Below are 23,212 nucleotides of genomic sequence, written 5' to 3'. Positions count from 1 at the left end.
CCGGGCCGCTCGAGGGCAGGGGCCAGCGAAGTCGGTGGGCAGGCGCACGTCGACCCCTATCGCGGTGTTGTCCACACCGCTCCGCGCCGGTGGCGCACGGCATCGTCGGCGGCAGCGGCAGCCGGGGCCAGCTCGCGAGCCTGCTGCCGGCCAGGCACCACCGACGCCGTCAGGCCCCGGCTTCGGCCCTACTGCGGTGGGCACCGCGTGGGCAGGCGCACCGCCCGAATGCCTGGACGGCCGGGCTGTCAGCGCGCCCACCACGACGCTGCCGCAGCCCGAGAGTCGGCAGCCACCACCATGCCGGAACGGCGGTGCCCTGCGCAGCGCCCAGGCACGCCTGCAACACCTCGTGATTCTGCCCAGGAATGGGATACTTCCGGCATGGAGAAGAGTGCCGCGGGCGAGGGGGCCGCATCGGCGCCTGTGGGCCGCCAGGACGAGATGGACGCGGTGGTCCGGGCCGCACACCGGGCCGTGGCCGGGCAGGGTCAGGTCGCGCTGGTCACGGGGGAAGTCGGTATCGGGAAGACGACGCTGCTGCACACCGTGGTCCAGTCCCTGGCGGCCCTGGGCCTGCAGGTGTGCCGCGGCTCCGCGGATGTGCTGGAGACGCACTGGCCGTTCAGCGCGATCGGGGACTGTCTGGAGCTGAACCGGCGTTGCCCGGACCGCCGGCGCGCGGCGGTGGCGGCGCAGATCCAGGCCGAGCCGGGCAGCGCAGCGCAGCCGTCGGCATCCGGTTGCGACATCGGGCTGGTCCAGCAGGTGGTCGCGCTGGTGGAAGACCTGTGCGAGCAGGGCCCGGTCGCGCTGGTGCTCGATGATGCGCAGTGGGCGGACACGCACAGCCTGATGTGCCTGCAGCGCCTGGTCCGCCTGGCCGGGCAGCTGCCGCTGCTGGTACTGCTGGCGGCCCGTTCCGGGGAGAGCACCCCGCAGCTGGACCAGCTGGCCGCGCGGCTGGCGGAGCGCGGCGCGACGACGGTTGCTCTGCGGCCGTTGCCGCAGAGCGACGTGGCTGAGCTGCTGGAGCAGCTCACCGGCGCTCCCGCCGGGCCCAGGCTGCGGCGCCTTGCCGCCGACGCCGCTGGCAACCCCTTCTACATCGCCGCCCTGGTTGCTGCCTTGCAGGCCACCAAGTCCCTGTCGGTTTCCAAAGACATGGCGGAGACAACTCAGGAGTCCGGGCCTGGCTCCGTGCATGCGGCCATCGCCCAGCGGCTGGGGTTCCTGCCCGCCAAGGTGACCGAGGTGCTACGGGTCGCGGCGTTGCTGGGCAGCCGTTTTTCCGCCAGTGACCTGGCTGCCGCCGCCGACTGTCCACCGCAGCAGGTGTACTCGCGCCTGGAGGTGGCCCAGCGTGCCGGGGTGTTGATCGAGGCGGGGGAACAGCTCGCCTTCCAGCACGACCTGGTCCGGCAGGCGCTGGTGCACACGCTGAGTGTGTCGGCCCGGCAGGCGATGCACCAGCGGCTGGGTCTGGCCCTGGCCGCCGCCGGACAGCCGGTCGAGCGCGTGGCCGACCAGCTGCGGTGCTCAGGCGCCGCGCTGGGTCAGGCCGGGCTGGACTGGCTGGCCGGCGCGGCCGACCACCTGGTGGCCAGGGACTGCGAGACCGCCGTCGACCTGCTCCAGCGGGCCCTGCAGGCAGCCGACCCTGCCGATGCGCGGGTGCAACGACTGCACGTGGTCTGGGCCGATGCCCTGCTGAGCCAAGGCCGGGCCGATGAATGCCTGCAGGTCGCCACGGCGGCCCTGGCCCACAGCCGGGATCCGCAGCTGCGTACCCGGCTGCGCTGGACCCTGGTGCACCGCGCTGCCGCCGACGACAGCGTCGGCATCCTGCACGCCGAGCAGGCCGGGCTGCACCTGGCCGAGCAAGCCGCCGATCATCCCGACACCAGTCCCGCACAGCGCCTGCAGTTCCTGGCGTACTGCGCGATACATCTATGCGACCTTGGCGAATACCAGCGGGCCAAGCGGATGGCGCAAGCGGTGCGCGCATCGGCGAAGGACCTGGGCGAGACCACCGCGCTCTCACGCGCCCTGGCCACGCTCGCCCTGGTGGAACTGTCCACCAAGCAGCCGAGCAAAGCCTGGGCGCTGCTCGAGCAGGCTCCACAACGACAGCGCGGTGGCGACACCTTCCGCGCCAGCGCGCTGATGGACCTGGGCCGGTTCACCGAAACGGTGGCGCTCCTGCGCCAGCCTGCCACCCAAGCGGGCGGCTCCGAGCCCGCAGGGGACATGCTGTGGCGGCATCTGTACACCGCCTACGCGCAGTTCGTCGGCGGATGGTGGGACGACGCCAAGGCCGAGATCGAAGCCGGGCTGGAACTTCCCGAGTACGCCGACGCACGCAGGGCGCTGTGCGGGCTGGGGGCGCTGATCGCCCTGCACCGCGGTGACCTGCCCGCCGCCCAGGCCTACCTCGCCCGCTCCCCCGTCCACTCCCCCTACATCCCCGCCGACGCCTTCACCGGCTCCTTTCCCCGCTGGGCCCATGCCCGGCACGAGCAGTACTGCGGCCACCCCGCCCAAGCCCTGGAATTGTTCGAACACTTGTGCTATCACGACTGCACGGACACCTCGGCGCTGTGGCTGGCCGTACTGGCGCCCGAAACCGTCCGCCTGGCGCTGGAAGCCGGTGACCACAACCGTGCCCACGACATCTACGCACTCGTGCTGGAACAGGCCCAGCACGCCGAGCCAGGCGTACTCGAGCCCTGCGTGCTCAACTGCCAAGGAATCCTCGAAGACCGCACCGACGCGCTCCTCGCGGCCGCCGACCAGTGCCGCGCCCTCCACCGGCCCTGGCAGGAAGCACGCTGCCACGAGGACACCGCCGCTCTCCTGGCCCGGCGCGACCACCGGGCCGACGCCCGCCACGAACTCGACCTCGCCGCCGCCGGCTATCAGAGCCTGGACGCCGCCTGGGACCTTGCCCGGGTCGACGCCGCCCTGCGCACCCTCGGCTACCGGCGCGGCGTCCGCGGCCCACGCCGACGCCCCAGCCACGGCTGGGACAGCCTCACCACCACCGAACTGAAAGTCGCCGCCCTGGTCGCCGAAGGCCTGTCCAACCCCCACATCGCCAGCCAGCTGTTCATCTCCCGCAGCACCGTACAGACCCACGTCTCCAACATCCTCTCCAAACTCGACCTCACCTCCCGCATCGAAGTCGCCGCCCAGGCCACCCAGCACACCGCGAGCACAGCCTGACCGGCAGCACGTCCCAGCCAGCCCCGGCCCCGCGCACCGAAGCCGCCACATGCCCCACCCGACCACGGGCCCCTGAACCACAAGGCGACGAAACATGAAGGAGGTTCGGCGAAGATGACACTGGCTGATACGGCCTCCTGCCACCGCACGCGCTGGCTTGCCCGCCAACGGCGGGAGTTCGGCCGGCTCAACGAGGAGCAGCACAAGCGGCTCACCGGTGTGCAACCGGCCGTACAGGCCCTCACGCTGTGACCGCCCAAGAGGGCGAGCGGCACGGCGCAGCTGCTGGGGTGCGGTGATCCGCTGCTGGACCACGGACTGGTCACACGGCAGCTTGGACTGCATACCGGCGCTCGGCGGGTCTGCTCGTCAGCACCAGCGCATGTCGAGTGCTTCCAGAGCGTTGATCTGCCCCGTGGTGAGCCGGGTGACGTTGCGGCGCCGTTCGGACAGCCAACGGCGCAGAAACAGCGGGTCGTTGACGTCGCCGCGGTAGGCGGCGGGGACGGCGAGGGCGCTGCCGCGTTGTACGCCCTGGGCCAACTGGGCGGCGCCTATCTGTCCAAGCTCGGCGAGCTGCTGGGCGAGTCGAGCGCGAGTGTCCTCAGACGCATGTGGCTTCGCCGACGGGACCGGTCCAGCACTCTGACGATCACGGTCGACCAAGCCGCCACCGTGATCGTGCTGCCTGACGGCGAGCTCACCGACGAAGCCAAACTCGCCCTCATCGACCTGGACTTGACCGCCGATGGGATCTGCGGGAGAACGCTGTCCTGGGACCCGGAGACACAGACCTGGCGGACAGAGCCCACACCGCCCCCCGAGCTCTGACTGTCGCAAGGCGAACGCCTCTTCATGTCGGAGGTCCTCGTACTGCTCCTCACGGGGCGGCGCACCCTCCCACGCCGCGACGTCATTCCCCGTGCCCGGCTGCCCCGAACCGACCACAGCCGGACGCTGCCCGCCACATGCGAGGGAAGCCGAGCAACAGCGAGGGACGACCACAACCAAGGGACACGGCGTCCGATGGGAACGCATCCGTAAGCGCTACCTCTACGCGCATCCGTGGTGCGTGCTCTGCTCTGTCGTTGCGACGGCGCCGGTCAACGGAAAGCTGAGAGCACCGAGCAGCATCCGCACGCACAGCACCGGCTCCCGTCTGACGATGCGGAACGTGGAGGTCAGCGGCGTCCCGTAGCCGATCCGTGCGGAGGGCGTCAGCCGGCAAGTGGTTCCCAGCCTTGGTTCCGGGCCGAGAGGCCGGGTAGCAGAAGGCCTCAGACTGCGACGGAGAGCAGGTCCACCACGAAGACGAGTGTCGAGCCCGCCGGGATCAACGGCGAGGGTGACTGGTTGCCGTAGCCGAGGCGCGGAGGAACGATGATCTCGCGCCGGCCGCCGACCTTCATCCCTCTAACACCGCGGTCCCAGCCCTTGATGACCTTGCCACCGCTCACCGCGAACTTGAACGTCTGGCCCCGGTCCCAGGAGGTGTCGAATTCCTTTCCGGACTCGAAGGTGACCCCGACGTAGTGAACCCGGACAACCCTGCCCGGCTTCGCCTCAAGCCCGTCCCCGACAACAAGGTCACGGATTGTCAGTTCGGTGGGAGCGTCACCCTCCGGAAGGTCGATCTCGGGCTTCGTCAGTTCACTCATTGCAGCCTCATTCGCTCGCCGCCGAACGGCGCGGTTGGTGGTCATCCTTGCACCACCGCAGATCCAACCGCCACGACCACCAACCCTGCGAACCTATGCCGTCAGAGAACTAGCGTCGTCCCAAAGCCAGTTCCCGCAGCAGGTCCCGCACTACGCGCAGCCCTACCCTGCGGCCGGGGGGCCCGGCCCCTGGGGCGCGCCTCCCGTGGCCCCGCCGCCTCCCCGCCGCAGTACCGCCAAGGTGCTCGGCATCACCGGGGGCGTCGTCGGTGCGTTGGTGGTTGTGCTCGCAGGAGTTGCTGTGTTCGTGGACGGTGCGGAGGGCGGGTTCCCGGAGGCGAAGTACCGCATGAGCGTGCCGGACGAACTGGTCGGCGGGACGTACAGGCTGTCCCAGGACCTCTCCTCCACCGCCGGCAAGCAGATCGTCGAGGAGAACCGGAGCCGGGCCAACGTGCGTGACCCGAAGGCAGTGGTGGCCCAGTACACGGGCCAAGGCGACCAGGAGGGCGGCACATTGGTCGTCTCCGGCATCTACGGCAGGTACAAGGACCCCGACCGGGCACGCGACTACCTGATGGAAGGCGCCACCAAAGGCCAGGGCGCCACGGTCGCCGTGCCCGCACACGATGTCACCCCCTCGGGCTCGAAGGTGACCGTGAGCTGCCAGGTGCTGACCTCGGAGCAGGGCGGCATCCGCAGCAACGTGCCGATGTGCGCCTGGGGCGACGACAACACCGCGGCAGCTGTGGGTGTGATCACGCCGGAGACCGCTGTGCAGGATCCTGAGTCCGTCGATCTTTCCGCCGTTGCCCGGACGACTCTCCTGGTTCGCAAGGAGATGCGCGAACCCATCGGCTGAGCTTGTCCCTTAACGTCCCGACACCCGTCGGGACGTTAAGGGACAAGCTCGGGCCAGCTGCACCCTCGGGCGGCCGGCTGTCTTCGCGAGCCTCGCTTGGTCGCCCGCTCCCGAATCAGGCGACGGTGTACGCGGCGGGGGGAAAGCACCAGCTCAAAGCCCAGGTGCTTGCTCGTTCGGGCGCCAGTCCGCCTCGGCCCAGCCGTACTCCGCAAAGCCTGCGGGAACCTTCCCACAGGGGGCGTAGACGCTGATGAACAGAGTCGTGGTCGCATCGTTCCACTTGACGTCGACCTGGTCGCCGCTTTCCGGATCTGCGTACCGAAAGCCCCACTCGCGGAGAGTCGCCCCTGCACGGTCCCCATCGTGGGTGCGTTTCCAACCCTGCTTCACCAGATGCTGGCGCACACGCTGCTGCGCGTCTCGTGCGGTGGTTTCGGGGATGTCGGGCACGCTCCAATCGAGCCCGAAGCTACGGACGTCGCTCCGGGCCTCGTCGATATGGGCGATGCCTCTCAGCCCTCGGTAGTAGCAGGCGCCGGTATGGATCCTGGCTGGGTCGGCGGCGTATTTCTCGGGCAGGGCGAAGTCCTCGTACACGCCGTCGGACCGGTCCTTGAGCCGCTGGGCGACCGCGTCGGGGTCGGCCGAAGGATACGGCGCGCCGTTCCACACGTTCCCCACGACGCTGCCCGCCACGGCGACAGCAACTGACAGCGCGACCAGTACGAGCCCTGTGACGGCATACGGGACGGACCGCCCGGAGGCCCGGACTCTACGAACGGCGGTCTTGAACATGCATGCGACGGTAGGTGTCAGCATGGCGCGACGCATGAGTACGGGTACCCAGGCGACCAGTGACCTCCGCCGTGATGTCACATGCGCGCAGAGCAGCTGCGATCCGGCAGTCCAGGCCGTCCGTGGCTCGTAGGCCAAGACGGGCCCCACGCGGGAGCCGACCACCGCGGGTTGCACGAGCTCGGTGACCCGGGCCACCACGGGCTCATCTCAGTTGCCGGCGCCGCTGGTTCTGGCTGATCCTTTTTGGCGTTCGGCGAACGGAGAAGGGGAGGTCGGCATGGGGCTGATGCTGTGTCCGGGAGACGGAGATACGAGCAGTCCAGACGCCGAGTGGTCCTACACGGGCTTCGCCGCTTTCCGGCGCCAACTGGCGCTGGCCGAGGGGCTCATCCTCTCCGAGATGAGGGGTTTTGGCGGGGAGCGCCCCTGGAGCGACGTCTCCACCCCGCTCGAACCACTCCTCGACCGCGCAGATGACGGTGGAGGCGAGCTCTCGCCCGCCCAGTGCGCCGCGATCCTGCCCCGGCTGGAGGCGATCGTCGACCAGTGGCAGGGCGAGGCCGGTGTCCCTGCCACCCGAACCCACATTCATGACGCCCGACGGCTCGTGGTCGTTCTACAGCTCTGCCTGGCGAAGCAGGTCGAACTTCTCTTCCTCTGAACTGCGTCAGCCAGGGGCTGTTTCATGCACCGGCAGTTACGGGACAGCCTTAGGTGATGGTGTATGTGCCGCCGGGGAAAGCCCAGCCGTCGGTGCCTTCGCCGATGTCGTCGCAGATGACGAAGTCGATGAAGTCGTCCTCGAACGCGGCGTCGCCGAGCTCTCCGTCGCGCCACATCGCCTCGATGGAGGCCCAGTGGCCGTTGCGGCCGTCGATGCGCAGCGGTGCGGTGCCGTGGGCGCCGCGGTCGCGTTCGTCGGCACCGGTCTTGACGATGCCGCGGATCTCGAACTGGTGGTCTTTGAAGGCCTGCAGGATCGGGTCGGCAGAGATCGTCGCGGCTGCCTCGTAGGCCTGGTGGATGATCTCGCGGTAGCTGCGGCGCACGTTGTACTCGTCGTCGGACAGCCACTTCATGAGGGTGGCGTGCGTGACGTGCAGTCCGGCTTCCTCGAGCGCGGTGTAGCCGCGGTGGGTGTGGGTGAGGTGGACGAGCTGGGCGTGCCAGGTCTTGGCCTTGTAGGACGCCAGGCGTCCCTTGGGCTGTACGCCGAAGTCGGCCAGCAGGCTGTTGAGTGCCGCGCCCAGCGTGGGGCCCTGGCCCCGGGGTTGGGGCATCAGTCCTCACTCCCCTGCTCGACCTTGACCTTGACTTCGCCGAAGCCGGTGCCGACCTTGTACGTGGCGGGTGCGGTGCCATCCAGGGTCCAGAACACGGCCTCATCGACGTTGCGCAGGGCGATCAGGGTGTGTCCGTCCTGGACGGCGCCCCAGGCCTTGACCCAGTGGCGTACGGAGGCCTCGGCGACCATACTCAGGCGCCAGTCCGGCCGCCAGAAGGGCGAGTTCAGCCGCTCGCCCTTGGGCCACAACAGACGCAGCGCGATCGACAGGCGCCGCTTGTACTCGATGTACGGCTCACCGCCCGCCTCGATCAGCTCCGTCCGGGCCTGCTTCGCCGCCTGGTAGAAGGGCTTGAGGAGGGAGTTGTTGGCGCGGCCTGTCCACGAGTCGTGGATGCGCAGCGGCTCGGCGATCTGCTCCTGCCGGGTCAGCTTCTCCAGGAGCTCCATGTGCGGGGTGGTCACCCAGATCCGGCCGTGCTCGTCGCCGCGGTCGGCCAGCCGCCCCAGAGGGTGGGGCATGGTCGAGTGGTCCCAGGCCGGAAGGTCGATCTGGAAGACACCGGCCTGGTCCTTGGCACGCTGTTCCAACGGCCCGGTGTGCAGGAGCTTGTTCGGCGCCAGAGTGACCGCCGAGCAGGCCGAGGGGTAGGAGCCGTTGCGGTCGATCGTGCAGAACTGCCCGGGGCCGAACTCGTCGGGAACGATCAACTGACGGCGCTTGCCGCCGCGGGTGCGCACGCTCTCCACCTCGGGGTGCACCCAGCGCGGCTCGCCGTCCATGACCTCGTTGAAGAGCGTCCACGGTGCCGCGTCCCGCTCGTCCTTGCGAATCACCATGATCGGGTGCATCTTCGACCGGCCGATGGCGTCCTTGAGCAGACGCAGGCCCGGGAACACGGCGCCTTCGGGTTCATCGTCCTCGTCACCGGGCTGCAGCTCCTGTTCCTCACTCGCTGCGGCCTGTTCCTCCTCCCCTGCGGGCGGGCTCTGGTCTGCGGCCACCGGGTCGCCGTGGTCGGCTTCTGTTGACAGGGCGTCGGCGGGGGCGTCCTGGTCGGTTTGTGCCTCTGCTGCCTGTGCGGCGACAACGGCCGTGGCGCTTTTGGCGCGGTGGGCTGTGGCGAAGGCCTCCAGCGCGGCGCGCAGCCGCTGCCCCTGGCTGGTGTCGGGGAGGATGAGACCGGCTGCGGTTGCCAGGGCGGCCGTGTAGGCGCGCACTTCTGGCTGATCCTGCATCTGCCCCTTGAGTACCGCCTCGCGGTGGTCGGCCAGGAGCTGCAGGGTCTCGGCGGGCAGGCCCCTGACGGCGCCGGAGGTGAAGGGCAGGGCTGCCTCGGCCAGTTCCTGCTCGGCTGCGGTGAGCGTGTCGGCGGCCGGTGGGGTCGTGTCGCCTGCGTTCGGTGCGGTGGGCACGGCCGGAGCGGGTAGCGCGGGAGCGTCGGTGAAGCGGGCGTGGTCCAGGTCGGCCCGCAGGCGGATCGTGGTCTGCCCGAAGTCCCGCTCGGCGACAGTGACATTCGCGATGCCGGAGTCATCGGCGGCGGCCAGGGTGAGGGTCACCTCCGCGTCCAGACTGCGCACGGTCTTTGCGTCGTCGGTGTTGAGGACGGCCAGGACCGGCACGGACAGCTGCCGGGCCAGCTGCGTCAAGGTACGCACCGCGGGCGGCACCTGGTCCCCGGAGAGCGGGATGTGCGGGTCAGCGCTCTGGTGGAGGCGGTCCACGACAACCAGAGCCAGGCCATCGACGTAGGGTGCGGTTTCCGCGATGGCCTGGGCGGTCAGGCCATCGCCGTCGTCGAAGAACAGCCGGGCCTGCTGGCTCAGGCGCGCGCCGGCCTTCTCGGCGGCCTCCCGGTCGGGCGTGGTGAGGGTTCCTGCGCGCAGTCTGCGCAGGTCAACTCCAGCCTCGGCAGCAATGATCCAGCGGGTGACGACATCGGTCGTTAGGCCCGCGGCCGCATACAGCACCGGGCTGCCTTCGGTGAGCGCGGTATGGCGTGCGGCGGCGAGGGCAAGGAGGCTGCCGCCCGTGCCGGGGGCCGCAGCGAGAAGGGTCAGGCGGCCTGGCTGCAGACCGCCGGTGGCCGCGTCCAGATCCGCGAGTCCGAACAAGCGGCCCGGCGTCGGGGAGGGAGTGAGGACGTCACCGACCATGTCGCCCAGGGATGCCAGTTTCCGGGGCGCGGGGCGGGATGGGGTCTTCTCGCTGTCCACCGTGTCTTCTCCCTTGGGGGATTTTGTTCGCGAGCCGCGCGCGTCGACGTCAGGCACCGAACCGGCCGTTCAGATGTAGGTGACGGGGTTGCGGGACAGATGAGGGCTGGGGGTGGGCCGGCCGACACGCGGGTCGCCGAGGAGAAGGTCACCTTCGAGGGCGTAGCGGTCGCCGTGCTTGGAGATCCCGGTGATCTTCGCGACCGCGAGCACGGTGCCCTCGGTGTTGATGATCTGCACCTCGTCCTGGGAGAGGGCCCGGTCGGCATTGAACTTCCAGATGCCCCGGCTGACTTCCCAGACTTCGGCCTCACTCATGCCGGGACGCCATCCCAGGGTGGCTCGCCCCAGCAGGTCACCCGCGTCCGCGGTGCGCTCGGCACCGATCTGGATCTGCAGCACCCAGACACCCCTCCCATTACTTTCTAACTTGTTGCAAAGTTACCATGCCGAGGCTAACTTCGCAACAAGTTAGAAAGTAAAGCCCTTGGTGTCGGCGCGACCTCGTAGCCCGCCCACCAGTTGAGAGATCTATTCAGGGCCAGGCCCACAGCGGGATACACCACGCCACCTCACGATTCGTTTCAGAGTGAGTTGAGCTGCGGGTCTTGTGATCGACGATCTTGGTCGGCAGGGTGTCCGGGGTGCGCTGCTCTTGTTCCTGACGACCTGTGGGAGCCGGTGGCCCCGTTGCTGCCGCCCGTTCCCGAACGTTGTTGGCCGTAACCGGTTCCTTCGACACGTCAGGACATGGCCTGTCAGCGGTCACCGGGTATGACATGCCGTGACTTTGTGACACTCACCCCGCAGGAACAGCTCGCCCTGGCCGCCGAGGTCGATATCCCAGAGTTGTGGGACAACGACGCCTCCTTCGGCTGCCAGTTACGCGGGTCTCACCCCGGCCGCCATGTCGCCCTCATCGACCACCTCGCCTGGGACGAGGACCCCCGGTCGTGACGTACTGGCTGTGGTGGGACGCCAGGGGCCACACTCTGACCCGCGCCTCCTCATGCTCCGACTGCCACCTGCCGCAAGGGCATCCGACCGACTCGGGCTGCAGCGCAGATGCCGACCAGTGCACGGCAGAAACCAACATCACCGACAGCGACCGGGCCATGTTGGAAAACCTGACAGATGCCGTACACGAAGCTGAGACACACCACCGCTGCCAGTACACGGCTGCCCACAACGGTCCGCATGTCCGCCTGGCGCAGAGTCAGGACCGAGCCGACAACACCAGCACCGCCTGGTGGGTGTGCTGGCCTGCCTCCGACACCAGCCGCCCCTACGCCCTCACCATCATGGACGAATGCCCCGCCACCGCGGCCGCGGCTAACGACGATGACCTGTGCCTGCACCCTGCAGGGCATCCCGGCAGTCACCTGTTCTAGGACATCCGGCAACGCCGTCCCTGCTCGGGCCGGCGTCACGGCCCAAGAACACCCAGGCGTGCATTGATCGCGCCTTCATTTCGCCCGAACTCCTCGACCAGCGCGGCAAGCGGCGCGCCTTGCCGGTGCAGGTCAGCAAGCCGTGCGTCTTCCTCCGGTGTCCAGCGCTGGTAGGCCCGCGGGTGTGTTCGGCGGATCTCCTGTACCGAGTAAGCAGGCTCTGTAGTCGGCAGGCGCGACGCGGGCAGGCGGACCACTTCGCCAGGAAAGCGGGCCAGGCCCAGTTGATGCAGCTTGAAGCGCACGGAGCGTTCGGTACGGCCCAGTTGCCGGGCCATCTGGGCGGGATCGGTGCCGGCTGCGTGGTGTGCGGCAAGGCGGTCGAGGTCCTCGGCCGTCCAGGACTGCCCGTTGCGTGCGGCTGCGTTGCCGCCCGCTGCGGAAGGCGTGGCAGGCGGTGCCGGTTGCACGGGATCAAGCTGGGTTGCGGCGCGCAGGAGGTCGCTGACCGGCTGGAGATCGGCAGGGGCGAGCGAGCCTTCAATACTGCTGATGATTTCGCCGTGCGGTGCGAGGACCAGCACGCTGATGTGGCTTTGGCCTTGGGGCCCGGGGGTGAGGCTGAGTTGGTAGTGGTGATCCCCGTGGACGCTTTCCACGCGCCGGGGTGGCGATGCCGTTGGGGCGGGTTCGGTCCGTCTGAGGTGGTGCGGGTCGTCGAAGACGTCGGCGGGTGGCTGCGGGTCCGCATCGAGGGCGGACGGCTGCTGGCGGGGAACAGACGGCGAGGGCGGCGGGACGGGGTGGGGGCTGGTGTCTGCCGTGTCGGGTTGCGCCTGCTCGGTGCTGGGCGTGTGGCCCAGCAGACGGGCCAGGCGGTCTCTGAGGACGGGCAGAGGGTGGCGGGCGCCGAGGAGGTCAAGGAAGTCGGGCGTGGTGAAGGTGACCAGGGCGCCGGCTCGGGCGGAGTACCAGCCGACGTGAGTGATGTTCAGGGTGTCCTGATAGTCGAGCAGGAGGTAGCCGGTGAGTTGGTAGATGTCTGCCAGTGGGAGTTCATCTGGGTGGATCGTTGTTTTGACATCGATGAGGGTGCCGTCGGCCAGCCAGTCGCCGTCTGCTCCTCCTACGTCTTCGCTGCCCGTGAAGGTGGGGGCGAGGGTGACCGCGTGGGGTGGTGTCTGTGCGCGCAGCGTGGCGAGGGCGGTGTCTGCTCTAGCGGTCAGGGTGGCGAGGTCGTCCACCGCATAGGCCGGGACCCCGGCGAAGAGGGCATCGAGGGTCAGTTCAGGGTGTGCCTGGCGCAGCAGAGGACTGTTGTGGGGGTCAGGACGCCGGTAGACGGATTCGAAGAGAGCGGCCGTGTGGCAGGCACGGGCGATGTCCCTCTCGACGTCGAGTGTGCGGGCCAGAGGTCGCGCCCGTTCCTCGAGTTGGTGCAGGTGTGCCAGGTCCTGCAGGTGCTCCAGTAGTTGCAGGCCGCAGGTTTCCAGGGCGCTGGCAGTCTGCGGGGTGGTGACATTTGTTCTGCCGGCGAGTTCGATGCCTGCCATGACCGCGGCCGGTCGCGCTGCCTGAGCGGTCAGCGCCAGGCGCAGCCGGTGGTCGGCAGCTGTTCCGAGCGTCGACCAGGGCGGTTTCGTGCCCTCCGGCACAGACGGGGCGATCACATCCAGCGAGGCCGGAAGGGCTTGCCGGAAAGCCGTCCGTAATCGGCCCGTGGTCGGTAACTCCTTGGCTAAAAAGCCTCGCAGGGGCGAGGACGCCACCTTCAACAGCGATGTCAGACTCATAGCCGACCACAGTAGAGGCGCCCACTGACAGTCCTCCCCCGCGTTCCAGACCGGCCGGCAGAACCCCCGGCTTGCCCGTCTCCATGAGCGCGCCCGGCACCGATGTATGACGGTCAGTGTCGGTCCTCTCCTCTGGCCGCTCGATGTGTTGAATTTGCGTGCCTGTTCGAATTTTCGAGCCTTGCCCGATTCTCGGAAGGTGCGTTGTCAGTGGGCTGCACGATGCTTCGGGCATGAGTCTGACCAGTGCGCTCAAGAACCCGAACTCCCCCATGTCCTTTTTCCTGGCAATACAGTTGCCCACACCGAACGGCGTGCTCGACGCCCTGCGTGCCCAGTTGCCGCCGCGCTCGATCACCATCGCGCCGCAGGGAGCTCAGCGGTTCAACTACCGCAGCCTGGGCCGTGCGATCGACCGCCGACTGCGGGTGGCGTTTGGTGCACCGGTCGATGCCCCGCTGATCGCCGGCGTCGGCTTCGCTCCCGGCGAGGTGGCCGCCGCTTCCTCCCTGGCCGAAGGCAAGGCAGTAAAGGAGGCGGGACAGGGCCTGCTGGCCGCGTTACAGGAACAACCCGCGGCACACGACGGAGTCATGCGATCCGGGGCGCATGCGGAGGAGCGGCTGGCACGGCTGTGTTACGCCGCATCCCATTTCGAGGAGGTGTACCGGGCCGGTCTGTTCGCGGGCAACCCGCTGTTGGAGCTCGCCGCGGGCGAGGGCCTTGAGGAACTGCTGGACCAAGTACCCAACTACGTTCCCGGCGACCTGGCCCGCCAGGTCACCCTGGCCCAAGCCCCGGACGCGCTGGGCTGGGTGGCACAGCTACCTGTACAAGAACGGTTGTGCGCGCCGGTGTTCGCAGGCAGTTGCGATGTCGGCGGGGCGGATGCCGACTTCATCGCCGCCGGCATGCTCATCGACTGCAAAGCCACCATCAACCCACAACGCATCGACGCCTCGGCCGTTCGCCAGCTCGCCGGCTATCTACTGCTCGACTACCCGAACGAGTACCGCATGGAGCAGATCGGTGTGTATCTGTCCCGGCAAGGCCGGCTCGTCAGCTGGCCGGTGACGGAGTTCCTGCAACGGTGCGGTGCACACCAAACACTGCCCGAGCTGCGGGCCGCCTGCCAGCAGGCCCTAACCACCCCGGAAGCGCCCCGCGCTTCGGGCCCGCCACTGCCCGACGGGCAGCAACAGCCTTTGTTCGACTGAGACTTCACCCCACGCCGGCTCGCCTCCGGATCCATGAACCCCTCCGCTGCCATGCCAGCACAGCGAGACGGTCAAGGAAGTACTGAGCCGCTACAAAGCCACGGCCGCGCCCGGCTACCGGCCGGCCTGCTGCGCGGCATGCGCCTGCCCCGGCGTACCAAGGCGTGGCAGGAACTGGCACAGGACGGCTGGCTCGACCTGCCCGCCCCCGGACAGTGCCGTTGCGGGTGCTCGACGACGCGGCGCTGAACCAAGCCCCGGGCCGCGGCGCCCGCCGGCGCGCCGCCCACTGGGCCCTCAAGCCCGCCCCGCTCATCGTTCCGGCAGCGGCAAAACCCGCCGACCGCCTGGCCGCGCCGGTCCTGGCCACCGACACCACCACGGCCTCTTCGCGAACCAGATCGACAGCCGAGCCGCCGAGCAGGCCGCTCGGCGGGATCGTGTTGGCGTTGGCCGTACGGGCGGCCGCTATCAACTGGGCGATCTCCTGGCCGAATTGTTCGACGACACGGTCCGGCGGGCAGGGCGTGTCCTCGATGTCGTGCAGCAGGGCCGCGCAGACCACGACCGGCGGCATGCCCAAGTCGGCGAGGATGGCGGCGACGGCGAGGCAGTGGGTGAGGTACGGGTCTCCACTACGGCGGGTTTGTCCCTCGTGCCAGCGGGCGGCCTCGTCGTGGGCCTGCTCGATGAGTGCAGGATCTGCTTCGGCGTGGTGCGTGCGCACGGCGGTCAGGATGCCGTTGAGGGACGGGGGTGGTCGTGACGGGTGCTCGGCCGCAGCGCTGACCGGTGCAGGGCTTTCATGACACTCCCCCATCGCTGAGGGGGCGAGCAACAGCCCATCCCGGGAGGGGTGATTTGCCGGCCCGGTAGGAGCGTGCGAGGGCGAGGCGGGCCTGCTCGGCGCCGTCCTCGGTGATCCGGTAGAAGCGGCGGCGCGGCCGGCCGGCTGCCTCGTGGACAGCGGGATCCTCCCACGTACTGTCCAACCAGCCGATTTGCTCCAGGCGGGCGAGGATCGGATAGATCGTGCCCGACGGCAGTCCCGCCAACTCGCACAGCTCCAGGCCGTAACGCTCTCTGGCGGGATTCTCCAGCAAAGCCCGCAGGACCAGTTCGGTCTGCAGGGTCATACGCGGCAACCTACCCACACTCGTACTCTACATAGCCTAAATACAGACTGTCTAGAGCTGGTCACTTTACGTGAGTGGCCTCTGGGTCTCCACGCCGCGGGTGTGGTGGTTGAGTACGGTCAGCGTGGCCTCCAGGTGCGGACTTCGAGGTGGGTGATGTGGGCGTCGGCATGGATTCGGCCGGTCTCCACGAGCCACCGACGAACGGCAGCGGTGACGTCTCCTCCGGCACCGTCCACGCGGCGGGCGAAGTCGACGGCGGCGAAGTTGCCGGTGGTCGCGGGGCCGTAGGAGCGCTCTTCAGTGTGGTCGGCGCGTTGGATGACGTCGCGGCGGATGCCGGGTGAGTCGGTGCGGCTGCCCGAGGCGTGGAGGTAGCCGGATTTGGCGAGGCGGATGGTGAAGGCCAGGCGCAGGTTCTGGCGAGCGGCCTCGGCGATCAAGGGGCGCAGTCGGGCGGAGCCGGAGGCGATGGCCTGGGCGCCGACGCGGCCGGTGCTGCTGCCGGTTGGGGTGATCAGGACCGCCTTGGTGCGCACGCGTGCGCGGCTGCCGTCTTCATCAGCTTGCGGTGCGGCCCGTCCGCTGGTTCACCAGCACGGCGGCCCGGATGTCGGGGCGCCACGTCTCCCGCTGCAGCGCCGGGTACTCCTCGTAGTACGGAACGTACCGGGCCTTCGGGCATGCCGCAGCCAAGCCCGCGCCGTCCCCGGATCCGCCCCACTGGCTGTACTGCGGCCAAGTCCCCAGCCCGGGAAGGCCGTTCGGCTGCCTCGGCATCCACGTATCCGGTTTCACCGCATGCCTCGCCCACCTGGAGGAGAACGAACGCGCCGCCTACCTCACGGCTCTGTCATCCGGCGCCGGCATCGACCACCGTTGGCACTCAAGGAGCTCGCCCGCACCGGAGCCACGGAGGCCCGCCCGCGGCCCCGGCCGGCCAGTATGGGCCTTAGGTGCCGTGGTGCGTGCTCTTTTGCGGGGCGGGCGCCTTATGCCGCGAGGCTGACAGGGCTGAGGGCCTTGTTCCAGGCGGCGAACCAGGGGCCGAGGTCAACGTCCGGGATGTCGCAGGCGTACAGAAACGCCCTGTACTGGGTTAGGTCCCGGGGGAGACCGTGCCCGCGGAGGATGCGATGGGCGGAGCTGTGGGGCAGGATCCAGGGCCCGGCCGTCTGGGCCATGGAACGGACCGGAGGCCGGCCCGCGTGAGCCCATGCATCACGCAGGGCTCCACTCAGGTCGGCACGGTCGCGTACGTATTCAGGCTTGGGGACCCTTCTGGAGGCCTTGGCAGTCTTCGCCTGCTGGGCGACGCCGGCGGCAGCCGCGCGGTAGAGGCCCGCGACGATGCGCGCCCGGCCGCGCGAGGCTCCGCAGCCGGAAAGGAAGGCACGAACCAGGCTCGGGGAGGGGAGCGCCTTTCCCGAAGTGGCCCGCTGAAGCTGAGATTTTGACCACGGGGTTCGCTCGGCGAGCGTGACGTAGGTGATGCCCTTTCCCTCGCTCAACCGGATCTCCCTGAGTTTGGTGGCCAATTCGGCGAGTTCTGGGACCGTGGTGACGACGGGTACCTCGGGGCGCCCCCTGCGGGGAGTGGCCATCAGTTGCCACCGCCTATACCGGTAGTTCCCTGGTTGAGGACTGCCGTGATGATCCGCCGGAACACACCCGCACCCGCGCGGGGTCCTTTCTGCTTCATGTGCGCAGAGAAAAGAACCACCGCGCCGATACCTCCCGCGCCACCGAGAAGGATCAAGATGTCGTTGACGTCCATGTGCGCGGTCAGTGTGAGCACAACCGCGGCCGCCAAAAATGCGACCAGGACAAAAGCTTGCGGCATGTCAAAGGGGAGGGGTGCGGCAGCCGTCGACGGCACGGCATCTATACCGGTGCGATCGCCCAGCTTCTTTCGGGTGGCAGTCATGGTCCACCTTTCGACCCGGCCGGTGATCACGACGGATCACCGGCCGGGCTACTGGCTCCAGTTGCCGAAGATCGCTAGGTAATTGGCGTCACCGGAAGCGAATTACGGCTATTACCTGCCAGGATCGCAGTCCGGCAAGCCGTTGTAACTAGTACTGGGATTTGACCCTGCTTCTGTCCACGACAATCGGAGCTGCGATAACCCCATAGAGAGGGAGCTGACGTGGGAAAACGGCGTTCCACCATGGGGACCGGCGGGATATCCCTGGCCGTGTGCAATCTTTAGAGCTGCGCTGATACTACGAACCGGGGATGCTCGATATCAGAAACCACTCCAGCGAATCAGCTGAAGTTGGTAGGCACCCTGGTCACGCTACTGGCTCCAACCACGGCAAGCACAGGGACGGGAAACTCTGGTTCATGTTGGCGCATGGCCAGCACAAAGTCGATGCACCCAAGACTAGATCTTGGCGTGCATCGGCTTTTTTGTTGCCGAGCCTGAACTGCAGCCAGCCCAGCGACTAAGGCTTGTCCCGTAACCGCCGGTCAGGGATGAGATGATCTTGGTGTGGCTGGTGCGATCACGGCGTCGGAGCCGTCCTGGATAGGCCCCTTCACCGGGCTAAGACGTCATTTCAGTTGGCGTGATCTTGCGGCAATCTGGGGTGATGACTGCTGCGCTTGTCGAGCGGATGGCGCCGGAAGACCTGTGGACGTTGTTCCTGCGGGTGGTGCCGCCGACGCCGGTCCGCCCGCAGGGCGGAGGCCATCGTCGGCGAGGGGACCGGGAGGTGCTGGCCGCGATCGTCTTCGTGGCCACCTCGGGCTGCACCTGGAACCAACTTCCGCCGGGCTTCGGGCTGTCGGGGGTCACCGCCTTCCGGCGGTTCACCGAGTGGACCGAGGCAAGGGTGTGGGCCAAGCTCCACCGCCTGGCCCTGGATGAACTTGGTGCCCGGGGCGAGCTGGACTGGTCGCGGTGCGCGATCGACTCCGTCAGCGTCCGGGCCCTCAAAGGGGGCAGCTGACGGGACCGAATCCGACCGACCGTGGCAAGAAGGGATCGAAAATCCACCTCATCGTCGACCGCCAGGGCCTGCCCCTGTCCGTCGGCATCTCCGCCGCCAACCTCCACGACAGCCAGGCCCTCATCCCACTGGTCCGCGGCATCCCGCCCATCCGCTCCCGCCGAGGCCCGCGACGCCGCCGGCCCGGCAAGCTGCACGGTGACAAGGGATACGACTACCGCCACCTGCGGCGGTGGCTCGCTTCCCGCGGCATCAGGCACCGCCTCGCCCGCAAGGGCATCGAGGCATCCGGGCGCCTGGGCCGACACCGCTGGGTCGTGGAGCGGACCGTGTCCTGGCTGTCCGGATGCCGACGCCTCCACCGCCGCTACGAGCGCAAGCCGGAACACTTCCTCGCCTTCACAGCCATCGCCGCGAACCCTCATATGCCACCGCAGACTCACCAAGTGAAATGTCGTCTAAGCCCGCGCCGCTTCGGCAAGTTGGTGACCGCCGTACGGCGCGAGATCGCTGCCGAACTCCAGCATGGACGGGCCCTGGGAGCTGTCGCTCGAGGACCGCATTCTGCTGGTCGCGGCCTACTGGCGAACGAACTTGACGATGCGCCAGATCACCCCGCTGTTCGGGGTCTCGAAGTCGGCGGCGGACCGGATCACCGACCATCTCGGGCCGATGCTCGCGCCCCAGCCAAGGAAGCGGTTCCGCAAGGACGCCGTGCTCATCGTCGACGGAACCCCTGGTGCCCACCCGCGACCACACGATCGCCGAGCAATCGAAGAACTACCGCTATTCCACGGCCCATCAGGTGGTCATCGACGCCGACACCCGCCTGGTGGTCGTGGTCGGCCGGCCGCCCCTGCCGGGCAACCGGCACGACTCCCGCGGCTGGGAGGCCAGTCGCCGACGACGCCGAGTTCGTCAGCACCCATCGCACGGACCACAGGCAGGCCTTCATCGTATTTCCCCCTGCATGAGGAGTAGGCCCGCCACGTCGGCCACCTCGACGTCGCCCGAAAGCTGATCGACGGGAAGACGGGCAGTAGTACCCCAGGCGCCGTCGGCCCAGACGAACTGCAGAGCCAGTTACGCACCAGCGTGGAGATGGGCGACCCAGAGAGAGGGAGTGGCGGGCAGGCTTCGGCGTACCGCGCGAACGGCGCGGTGCAGAGCGTGTGTTGCTTGGCTGATGTCAGGGCCGGGTGCTCATCTCCCCGGCCGGCGGGGCCGTGTGCGCCTACGACAGCACCGACACGCTCCCGGGCGGGCACCTGCCTGGACTATCCGGGGCTGATGAACCCTACACATCTGACGTATATACAGCTTTGGCTTCACAGCCGGTCGTGCGTGATCGCCTTGCGGCCGAGGTCGTAGGCCATGCTGGCGATGCTCAGGGCCACGAGTGGCCACGCGAGGGTGGGGGTGGCCGGGATCTGGCCGCTGATCAGACCGGTGACCAGCAGGCTGTTGCTGAGGACTGCGGCGCTGCCGGTCGCGCTGATCCGCCGGGCGTGTACTTCGAGGGTTACCCGGCCGGGCCCTTCCTGCCTGGGCAGGTCACGGCGGGCGGCTCGTGGGGGCGCGATGGCCTGCGGTGGGGTGGGGTGAGCGTCGTTGCTGCCGAGGGACACGGTGTCTCCTGCTGTGCAAGTGCGATGGACGAGCAGCCGGCACAGGCCTGCTGGCCGGCTATGGCTGATCCTGCTGCGCGTGGGATGTTGCCGGGCAGGGTGCATCAGCAGCCAGCTGTGCTGGCAACGGACCGGCTGTTGCCGATGAAGCTGGAAACACCTAAAGGCAGCCGAACTCCCTGCCTGCTCGCCATAGTTGTGCTGTTGATGGCAGCGCTCACGGAACAGCGGGACGGGATTCATGGACGCCAAAGCGAGGACCACGGGGCTGGCTGCGCTCAGCGCCGACCTGCCGCCTGCGGTGGAAGCGTTCGTCACTGATCTGCGTACGTACTTCGCCCGGCTGGACGGCGTCAGCGTCCGTGCGTACGCGGGGCGTCGGCACATGGATCCGGGGACGGTGAGCCGGTATCTCAACGGCAGCCGGCGCACGCCCTGGTCGTTCGTCAGCGCCCTGCTCGCTGATGTGTCGGAGCACTGTGGGGCGCCGGTCACTGCGGATGCGATCGCGGCACTGCGAAGGCTCCACGATGCGGCCAGTGCGTGCCGTCCTGCGGGCGCAGACCTGCAGCGTCTGCAGGACCGCTTTCTCGCGCAGGATGAAGAGGTGCGCAAGCTGCGGCTACGGGAGCGCGCTCTGTTGGAGGCCATCGATGAACGCCAGCAGCGGCTGGCACGGCAGTCGGTGGAACAGGCGGGATTGCAGGATGAGCTCGATGAGCAGCGGCACACGTACACGACGGCCGTCGAAGTGTGGCAGGAGCGCTGCGGCACCCTGATGAGGGCCGGCAGTGCTCTGCAGGACGAGGTGGCCAATCTGCAGCGGCAACTGGAGGACACCAGGGTCGAGCTGCGGATAGCCGAGGAGCGCTGCCATGTCCTGGAGGAGCAGCTTGATGCTGCCGAAGAGCTTCTCAACGAGGGCATTTCGGGGGCGTCCCTGATGGAGGTCCTGGAAGCCGCGGACCGGACGGCTTCCGTGCCCGAACTGGTGCAGCTAGTCGGTGGGCTTGCCACCGGCCCGCGCGGGGCCATTGCCAGCGAACTCGTCACGTCGGTCAGCAGGTGCCGTCCGGTGGCCGAGGTTCAGGCTCTGCTCGGTGCCCTCTATGGAGCGGGACTGCACAAACATGCCGAAGCCGCGCTGCCGGCCATGGTGGCGGTGCGGCCAGTCGGGGACACGGCGGATCTCATCGGGGAACTACTGATGGCCGGTCTGCAGGAGCCTGCTGCCGCGCTTCTGCAGGCGTCCGTGGAACTGCATAGCCCTCAGGGCCTCGCCGAACTGGCCAGGATCCTGCACCGTCGCGGTCATCACGAGGCGGTGCTGGTCCTGCTCAGTGCCACGGTGGCCCACCGTTGTGTGTCGGAGATCCTGGTTGTCTGCGGCCTGCTGGCGGATCCCGCTCTCGATGACGCCCTGGTGCAGGCCGTGGCCTGCCCCGCGCAGGATCGCGTTTGTGCTGAACTCGCCGAACTGGTCATCGCCTTGCACGAATCCGGCTTCGGGTCCCTCGCCGATGCGCTGCAGAGCGCGATGGCGCGCAGCCGGGTGGCCACCGACGTCGCGGAACTGATCGGTGCCCTGCGCAGAGCGGGACTTGCCGCAGCTGCGGCCGCCGTCTTCTCACAGACCCAGCAGCGCACCACAGGGCATCTCGTGGCGCTGGTGTCCGCCCTGCATACGGCGAACATGCACGACTCCGCCTCGGACGTGCTCGCTCATGCGCTCCTGACGCGTCCGGTACCCGAGCTCGCCCAGCTGATCATCGACCTCAATGTCGCAGGCCGTCACAAAGAAGCCTCCGACGCCCTGACGGCCAGCGTGCGCTCACGCACACAGGCCGACACCCACGTCCTGCTGCACTGCCTGGACCAGATACACCCCGGCATGGACTCCCTGTCCCTGCTGGCCGAGGCAGCCACCCGCTGTGGTCCCGAACATGCGGCAGACATGCTCGTCGCCCTTCTCGACGGCGACCTGCACGAACACGCCGACGCCATATACACCTGCACCACACAGGACCGGCCCACGGGACACGCCAGTGCCGCACTGCTCAGGCTGCACACCACCCGCCCCAAGTACCTGAGTCCCTCAGACCTGGCAGTCCAGGCCCGCACCGGAACCGCTTCCAGCGTGGTCAACCTCAGCCTCGCCCTGGACACGGCCCGTCTCAGCACACACCTCGATGCCGTACTCACAGCCGCCGGCCCCGAACAGTCAGCCGGGCAGGTAGCTGTGCTGCTGAAGAACTTCCAACGCCTTCACGACTCCAGCAAGGGCCAGTCCACTCGGGTCGCAGCCCGGCTCTTGGACCACGTCGTCGGCTCTCAGCCGCTCGACTACCACCTCAGGTTGATCGGCATGTTGGACAGGACAACGCGCGACAAGAACGCAGACCATCTAGAGGACCGCATCTGTTCCATCTGGGGCACCCGGCGCGTCGAACTGAGCCTGTACGCGATGCAGTTCACCGGTAAAGCGGTCGCCCTGGGACCAACGCAGCAGTTGTGGTGGACGGCCCGCCGAGCCGTCAACAGACTTCTCTCAGCATCTGACCGCACGTTCCCAGAAGGTCCCGCACCAGGCAACAGCACCTGAGCTGGCGACACGGCAGCCGCTTCGGAGCCCTCTCCCTCAACGTCACGGCCGGGGGTGGCTTCGCGGCGCGGCGCGTCATCACGGTGTGTCGTCTCCTTCCGGTCGGGTCGCTGGACACGGCAGTGGTCGCCCTGGTCAGCCGAAAGCGTCGGCGGGAATGGTGAACTGGGTGCCGTGCCGGTCAAGGCTCTGGTCTGCAGTGCCGGTGGTGTACGTGGCGTTGGCGGCGCGCCACAGCGGGCGGATGTCGTCCTCCGGGCAGGAGAGCGCGGCGGCCAAGCGTCGGGGGGACGCGCCGTCGAAGTCGACCGAGCTCCCGGAGAGGTGCGCACCGCTGAAGCACACCCTGCCGCCAGGGAGGCGTGCACGGCTGAAGCACACCATGCCCGTCCCACCCCACCCCGTGCAGGCGGCTCCGCCGCAGCGGCAGTGCGCGGTCG

General features: G+C 68.5%; 24 protein-coding genes and 2 pseudogenes. 11 read left to right on the top strand and 15 right to left on the bottom strand.

The window, feature by feature from the left end; genetic code table 11:
• The first annotated feature begins 384 nt into the window (after nucleotides 1-384).
• Together OG453_RS44200 and OG453_RS44195 are read left to right on the top strand one after the other, a co-directional pair.
• Entirely contained in the window at nucleotides 385-3,225 is a 2,841-nt protein-coding gene (locus tag OG453_RS44200; protein ID WP_266874478.1) for a helix-turn-helix transcriptional regulator, read from the top strand.
• Nucleotides 3,226-3,339: 114 nt separating this feature from the next.
• Entirely contained in the window at nucleotides 3,340-3,477 is a 138-nt protein-coding gene (locus OG453_RS44195) for a hypothetical protein (protein WP_266874477.1), read from the top strand.
• A 117-nt stretch (nucleotides 3,478-3,594) separates the two neighbouring features.
• On the opposite strand, the gene OG453_RS44190 is transcribed toward OG453_RS44195, so the two are convergent.
• Nucleotides 3,595-3,768: a hypothetical protein gene (locus OG453_RS44190; RefSeq protein WP_266874476.1), complete on the bottom strand. Its 174-nt coding sequence runs from the start codon at nucleotides 3,766-3,768 to the stop codon at nucleotides 3,595-3,597.
• Here OG453_RS44190 and OG453_RS44185 point away from each other — a divergent pair.
• Nucleotides 3,751-4,056, top strand: coding sequence for a hypothetical protein (locus OG453_RS44185; protein WP_266874475.1), 306 nt, complete (start codon nucleotides 3,751-3,753; stop codon nucleotides 4,054-4,056). The genes OG453_RS44190 and OG453_RS44185 overlap by 18 nt on opposite strands.
• 446 nt (nucleotides 4,057-4,502) lie before the next feature.
• Here the strand turns inward: OG453_RS44185 and OG453_RS44180 are convergent, their stop codons facing one another.
• Nucleotides 4,503-4,883, bottom strand: coding sequence for an FKBP-type peptidyl-prolyl cis-trans isomerase (locus OG453_RS44180; protein ID WP_323178756.1), 381 nt, complete (start codon nucleotides 4,881-4,883; stop codon nucleotides 4,503-4,505).
• A 205-nt stretch (nucleotides 4,884-5,088) separates the two neighbouring features.
• Here OG453_RS44180 and OG453_RS44175 point away from each other — a divergent pair, with 205 nt between their 5' ends.
• Nucleotides 5,089-5,745: a hypothetical protein gene (locus OG453_RS44175; RefSeq protein ID WP_266874474.1), complete on the top strand. Its 657-nt coding sequence runs from the start codon at nucleotides 5,089-5,091 to the stop codon at nucleotides 5,743-5,745.
• Between the two features lie 153 nt (nucleotides 5,746-5,898).
• On the opposite strand, the gene OG453_RS44170 is transcribed toward OG453_RS44175, so the two are convergent.
• The gene (locus OG453_RS44170) at nucleotides 5,899-6,543 is read right to left on the bottom strand and encodes a hypothetical protein (protein WP_266874473.1); all 645 of its coding nucleotides are present in this window, start codon (nucleotides 6,541-6,543) and stop codon (nucleotides 5,899-5,901) included.
• A 280-nt stretch (nucleotides 6,544-6,823) separates the two neighbouring features.
• On the opposite strand from OG453_RS44170, the gene OG453_RS44165 reads away from it, so the two are divergent.
• A complete protein-coding gene (locus OG453_RS44165; RefSeq protein WP_266874472.1) occupies nucleotides 6,824-7,207 on the top strand; it encodes a hypothetical protein in 384 nt (127 codons plus the stop codon).
• Between the two features lie 49 nt (nucleotides 7,208-7,256).
• On the opposite strand, the gene OG453_RS44160 is transcribed toward OG453_RS44165, so the two are convergent.
• The 3 genes from OG453_RS44160 to OG453_RS44150 form a co-directional block, all read right to left on the bottom strand.
• Nucleotides 7,257-7,826 carry a hypothetical protein gene (locus OG453_RS44160; protein WP_266874471.1) on the bottom strand — a complete coding sequence of 190 codons (570 nt, stop codon included), beginning with the start codon at nucleotides 7,824-7,826 and terminating at the stop codon, nucleotides 7,257-7,259.
• On the bottom strand, nucleotides 7,826-10,051 hold the full coding sequence (locus OG453_RS44155; protein WP_266874470.1) for a DnaB-like helicase C-terminal domain-containing protein: 2,226 nt from the start codon (nucleotides 10,049-10,051) through the stop codon (nucleotides 7,826-7,828). The genes OG453_RS44160 and OG453_RS44155 overlap by 1 nt, the downstream gene beginning before the upstream one ends.
• A gap of 69 nt (nucleotides 10,052-10,120) precedes the next feature.
• Nucleotides 10,121-10,453: a hypothetical protein gene (locus OG453_RS44150; RefSeq protein WP_266874469.1), complete on the bottom strand. Its 333-nt coding sequence runs from the start codon at nucleotides 10,451-10,453 to the stop codon at nucleotides 10,121-10,123.
• Nucleotides 10,454-10,843: 390 nt separating this feature from the next.
• On the opposite strand from OG453_RS44150, the gene OG453_RS44145 reads away from it, so the two are divergent.
• Nucleotides 10,844-11,008, top strand: a complete 165-nt coding sequence (locus OG453_RS44145; RefSeq protein WP_266874468.1) for a hypothetical protein — start codon at nucleotides 10,844-10,846, stop codon at nucleotides 11,006-11,008.
• Nucleotides 11,005-11,442: a hypothetical protein gene (locus tag OG453_RS44140; protein ID WP_266874467.1), complete on the top strand. Its 438-nt coding sequence runs from the start codon at nucleotides 11,005-11,007 to the stop codon at nucleotides 11,440-11,442. The genes OG453_RS44145 and OG453_RS44140 overlap by 4 nt, the downstream gene beginning before the upstream one ends.
• 35 nt (nucleotides 11,443-11,477) lie before the next feature.
• On the opposite strand, the gene OG453_RS44135 is transcribed toward OG453_RS44140, so the two are convergent.
• A complete protein-coding gene (locus tag OG453_RS44135; protein WP_266874466.1) occupies nucleotides 11,478-13,235 on the bottom strand; it encodes a hypothetical protein in 1,758 nt (585 codons plus the stop codon).
• 233 nt (nucleotides 13,236-13,468) lie between these two features.
• Between OG453_RS44135 and OG453_RS44130 the strand changes: the two genes are divergently transcribed.
• Entirely contained in the window at nucleotides 13,469-14,452 is a 984-nt protein-coding gene (locus OG453_RS44130; RefSeq protein ID WP_266874465.1) for a hypothetical protein, read from the top strand.
• A 4-nt stretch (nucleotides 14,453-14,456) separates the two neighbouring features.
• Here the strand turns inward: OG453_RS44130 and OG453_RS44125 are convergent, their stop codons facing one another.
• The 6 genes from OG453_RS44125 to OG453_RS44100 all read right to left on the bottom strand — a co-directional run bounded on the left by OG453_RS44125 (nucleotide 14,457) and on the right by OG453_RS44100 (nucleotide 17,515).
• Nucleotides 14,457-15,179 carry an HD domain-containing protein gene (locus tag OG453_RS44125; protein ID WP_323178754.1) on the bottom strand — a complete coding sequence of 241 codons (723 nt, stop codon included), beginning with the start codon at nucleotides 15,177-15,179 and terminating at the stop codon, nucleotides 14,457-14,459.
• A gap of 76 nt (nucleotides 15,180-15,255) precedes the next feature.
• Nucleotides 15,256-15,588 carry a PadR family transcriptional regulator gene (locus tag OG453_RS44120; RefSeq protein WP_266874464.1) on the bottom strand — a complete coding sequence of 111 codons (333 nt, stop codon included), beginning with the start codon at nucleotides 15,586-15,588 and terminating at the stop codon, nucleotides 15,256-15,258.
• 119 nt (nucleotides 15,589-15,707) lie between these two features.
• Nucleotides 15,708-16,127: a hypothetical protein gene (locus OG453_RS44115; RefSeq protein ID WP_266874463.1), complete on the bottom strand. Its 420-nt coding sequence runs from the start codon at nucleotides 16,125-16,127 to the stop codon at nucleotides 15,708-15,710.
• Nucleotides 16,128-16,149: 22 nt separating this feature from the next.
• Nucleotides 16,150-16,368 carry a hypothetical protein gene (locus OG453_RS44110; RefSeq protein ID WP_266874462.1) on the bottom strand — a complete coding sequence of 73 codons (219 nt, stop codon included), beginning with the start codon at nucleotides 16,366-16,368 and terminating at the stop codon, nucleotides 16,150-16,152.
• Nucleotides 16,369-16,580: 212 nt separating this feature from the next.
• Entirely contained in the window at nucleotides 16,581-17,192 is a 612-nt protein-coding gene (locus OG453_RS44105) for a helix-turn-helix transcriptional regulator (protein ID WP_266874461.1), read from the bottom strand.
• Entirely contained in the window at nucleotides 17,192-17,515 is a 324-nt protein-coding gene (locus tag OG453_RS44100) for a hypothetical protein (protein WP_266874460.1), read from the bottom strand. The genes OG453_RS44105 and OG453_RS44100 overlap by 1 nt, the downstream gene beginning before the upstream one ends.
• Nucleotides 17,516-18,182: 667 nt before the next feature.
• On the opposite strand from OG453_RS44100, the pseudogene OG453_RS44095 reads away from it, so the two are divergent.
• Nucleotides 18,183-18,992: pseudogene (locus OG453_RS44095) on the top strand (IS5 family transposase).
• Nucleotides 18,968-19,425 (top strand): annotated as a pseudogene (locus OG453_RS44090) (transposase family protein); the annotation flags it as partial. The pseudogenes OG453_RS44095 and OG453_RS44090, both read left to right, overlap by 25 nt.
• A 445-nt stretch (nucleotides 19,426-19,870) precedes the next feature.
• Here OG453_RS44090 and OG453_RS44085 read toward each other — a convergent pair.
• On the bottom strand, nucleotides 19,871-20,170 hold the full coding sequence (locus OG453_RS44085) for a hypothetical protein (RefSeq protein ID WP_266874459.1): 300 nt from the start codon (nucleotides 20,168-20,170) through the stop codon (nucleotides 19,871-19,873).
• A gap of 385 nt (nucleotides 20,171-20,555) precedes the next feature.
• Here OG453_RS44085 and OG453_RS44080 point away from each other — a divergent pair, with 385 nt between their 5' ends.
• Nucleotides 20,556-22,772, top strand: coding sequence for a hypothetical protein (locus OG453_RS44080; RefSeq protein ID WP_266874458.1), 2,217 nt, complete (start codon nucleotides 20,556-20,558; stop codon nucleotides 22,770-22,772).
• A gap of 135 nt (nucleotides 22,773-22,907) precedes the next feature.
• Here OG453_RS44080 and OG453_RS44075 read toward each other — a convergent pair whose 3' ends face one another.
• A complete protein-coding gene (locus OG453_RS44075) occupies nucleotides 22,908-23,156 on the bottom strand; it encodes a hypothetical protein (protein ID WP_266874457.1) in 249 nt (82 codons plus the stop codon).
• Nucleotides 23,157-23,212 lie beyond the last annotated feature (56 nt).

This window comes from Streptomyces sp. NBC_01381, from assembly GCF_026340305.1.
In the GTDB taxonomy this organism is placed as follows: domain Bacteria; phylum Actinomycetota; class Actinomycetes; order Streptomycetales; family Streptomycetaceae; genus Streptomyces.
Note: the sequence above shows the minus strand (reverse complement) of the source record. Positions and strands in the feature narration are given on the sequence as shown.

Excerpts from the sequence above, each read along its gene's own strand:
- OG453_RS44200 (WP_266874478.1), top strand. The coding sequence starts at position 385 with ATGGAGAAGAGTGCCGCGGGCGAGGGGGCCGCATCGGCGCCTGTGGGC.
- OG453_RS44195 (WP_266874477.1), top strand. The coding sequence starts at position 3,340 with ATGACACTGGCTGATACGGCCTCCTGCCACCGCACGCGCTGGCTTGCC.
- OG453_RS44180 (WP_323178756.1), bottom strand. The coding sequence starts at position 4,883 with ATGAGTGAACTGACGAAGCCCGAGATCGACCTTCCGGAGGGTGACGCT.
- OG453_RS44170 (WP_266874473.1), bottom strand. The coding sequence starts at position 6,543 with ATGTTCAAGACCGCCGTTCGTAGAGTCCGGGCCTCCGGGCGGTCCGTC.
- OG453_RS44165 (WP_266874472.1), top strand. The coding sequence starts at position 6,824 with ATGGGGCTGATGCTGTGTCCGGGAGACGGAGATACGAGCAGTCCAGAC.
- OG453_RS44160 (WP_266874471.1), bottom strand. The coding sequence starts at position 7,826 with ATGCCCCAACCCCGGGGCCAGGGCCCCACGCTGGGCGCGGCACTCAAC.
- OG453_RS44135 (WP_266874466.1), bottom strand. The coding sequence starts at position 13,235 with ATGAGTCTGACATCGCTGTTGAAGGTGGCGTCCTCGCCCCTGCGAGGC.
- OG453_RS44130 (WP_266874465.1), top strand. The coding sequence starts at position 13,469 with ATGAGTCTGACCAGTGCGCTCAAGAACCCGAACTCCCCCATGTCCTTT.
- OG453_RS44120 (WP_266874464.1), bottom strand. The coding sequence starts at position 15,588 with ATGACCCTGCAGACCGAACTGGTCCTGCGGGCTTTGCTGGAGAATCCC.
- OG453_RS44110 (WP_266874462.1), bottom strand. The coding sequence starts at position 16,368 with ATGCCGAGGCAGCCGAACGGCCTTCCCGGGCTGGGGACTTGGCCGCAG.
- OG453_RS44105 (WP_266874461.1), bottom strand. The coding sequence starts at position 17,192 with ATGGCCACTCCCCGCAGGGGGCGCCCCGAGGTACCCGTCGTCACCACG.
- OG453_RS44100 (WP_266874460.1), bottom strand. The coding sequence starts at position 17,515 with ATGACTGCCACCCGAAAGAAGCTGGGCGATCGCACCGGTATAGATGCC.
- OG453_RS44080 (WP_266874458.1), top strand. The coding sequence starts at position 20,556 with ATGGATCCGGGGACGGTGAGCCGGTATCTCAACGGCAGCCGGCGCACG.
- OG453_RS44075 (WP_266874457.1), bottom strand. The coding sequence starts at position 23,156 with ATGGTGTGCTTCAGCCGTGCACGCCTCCCTGGCGGCAGGGTGTGCTTC.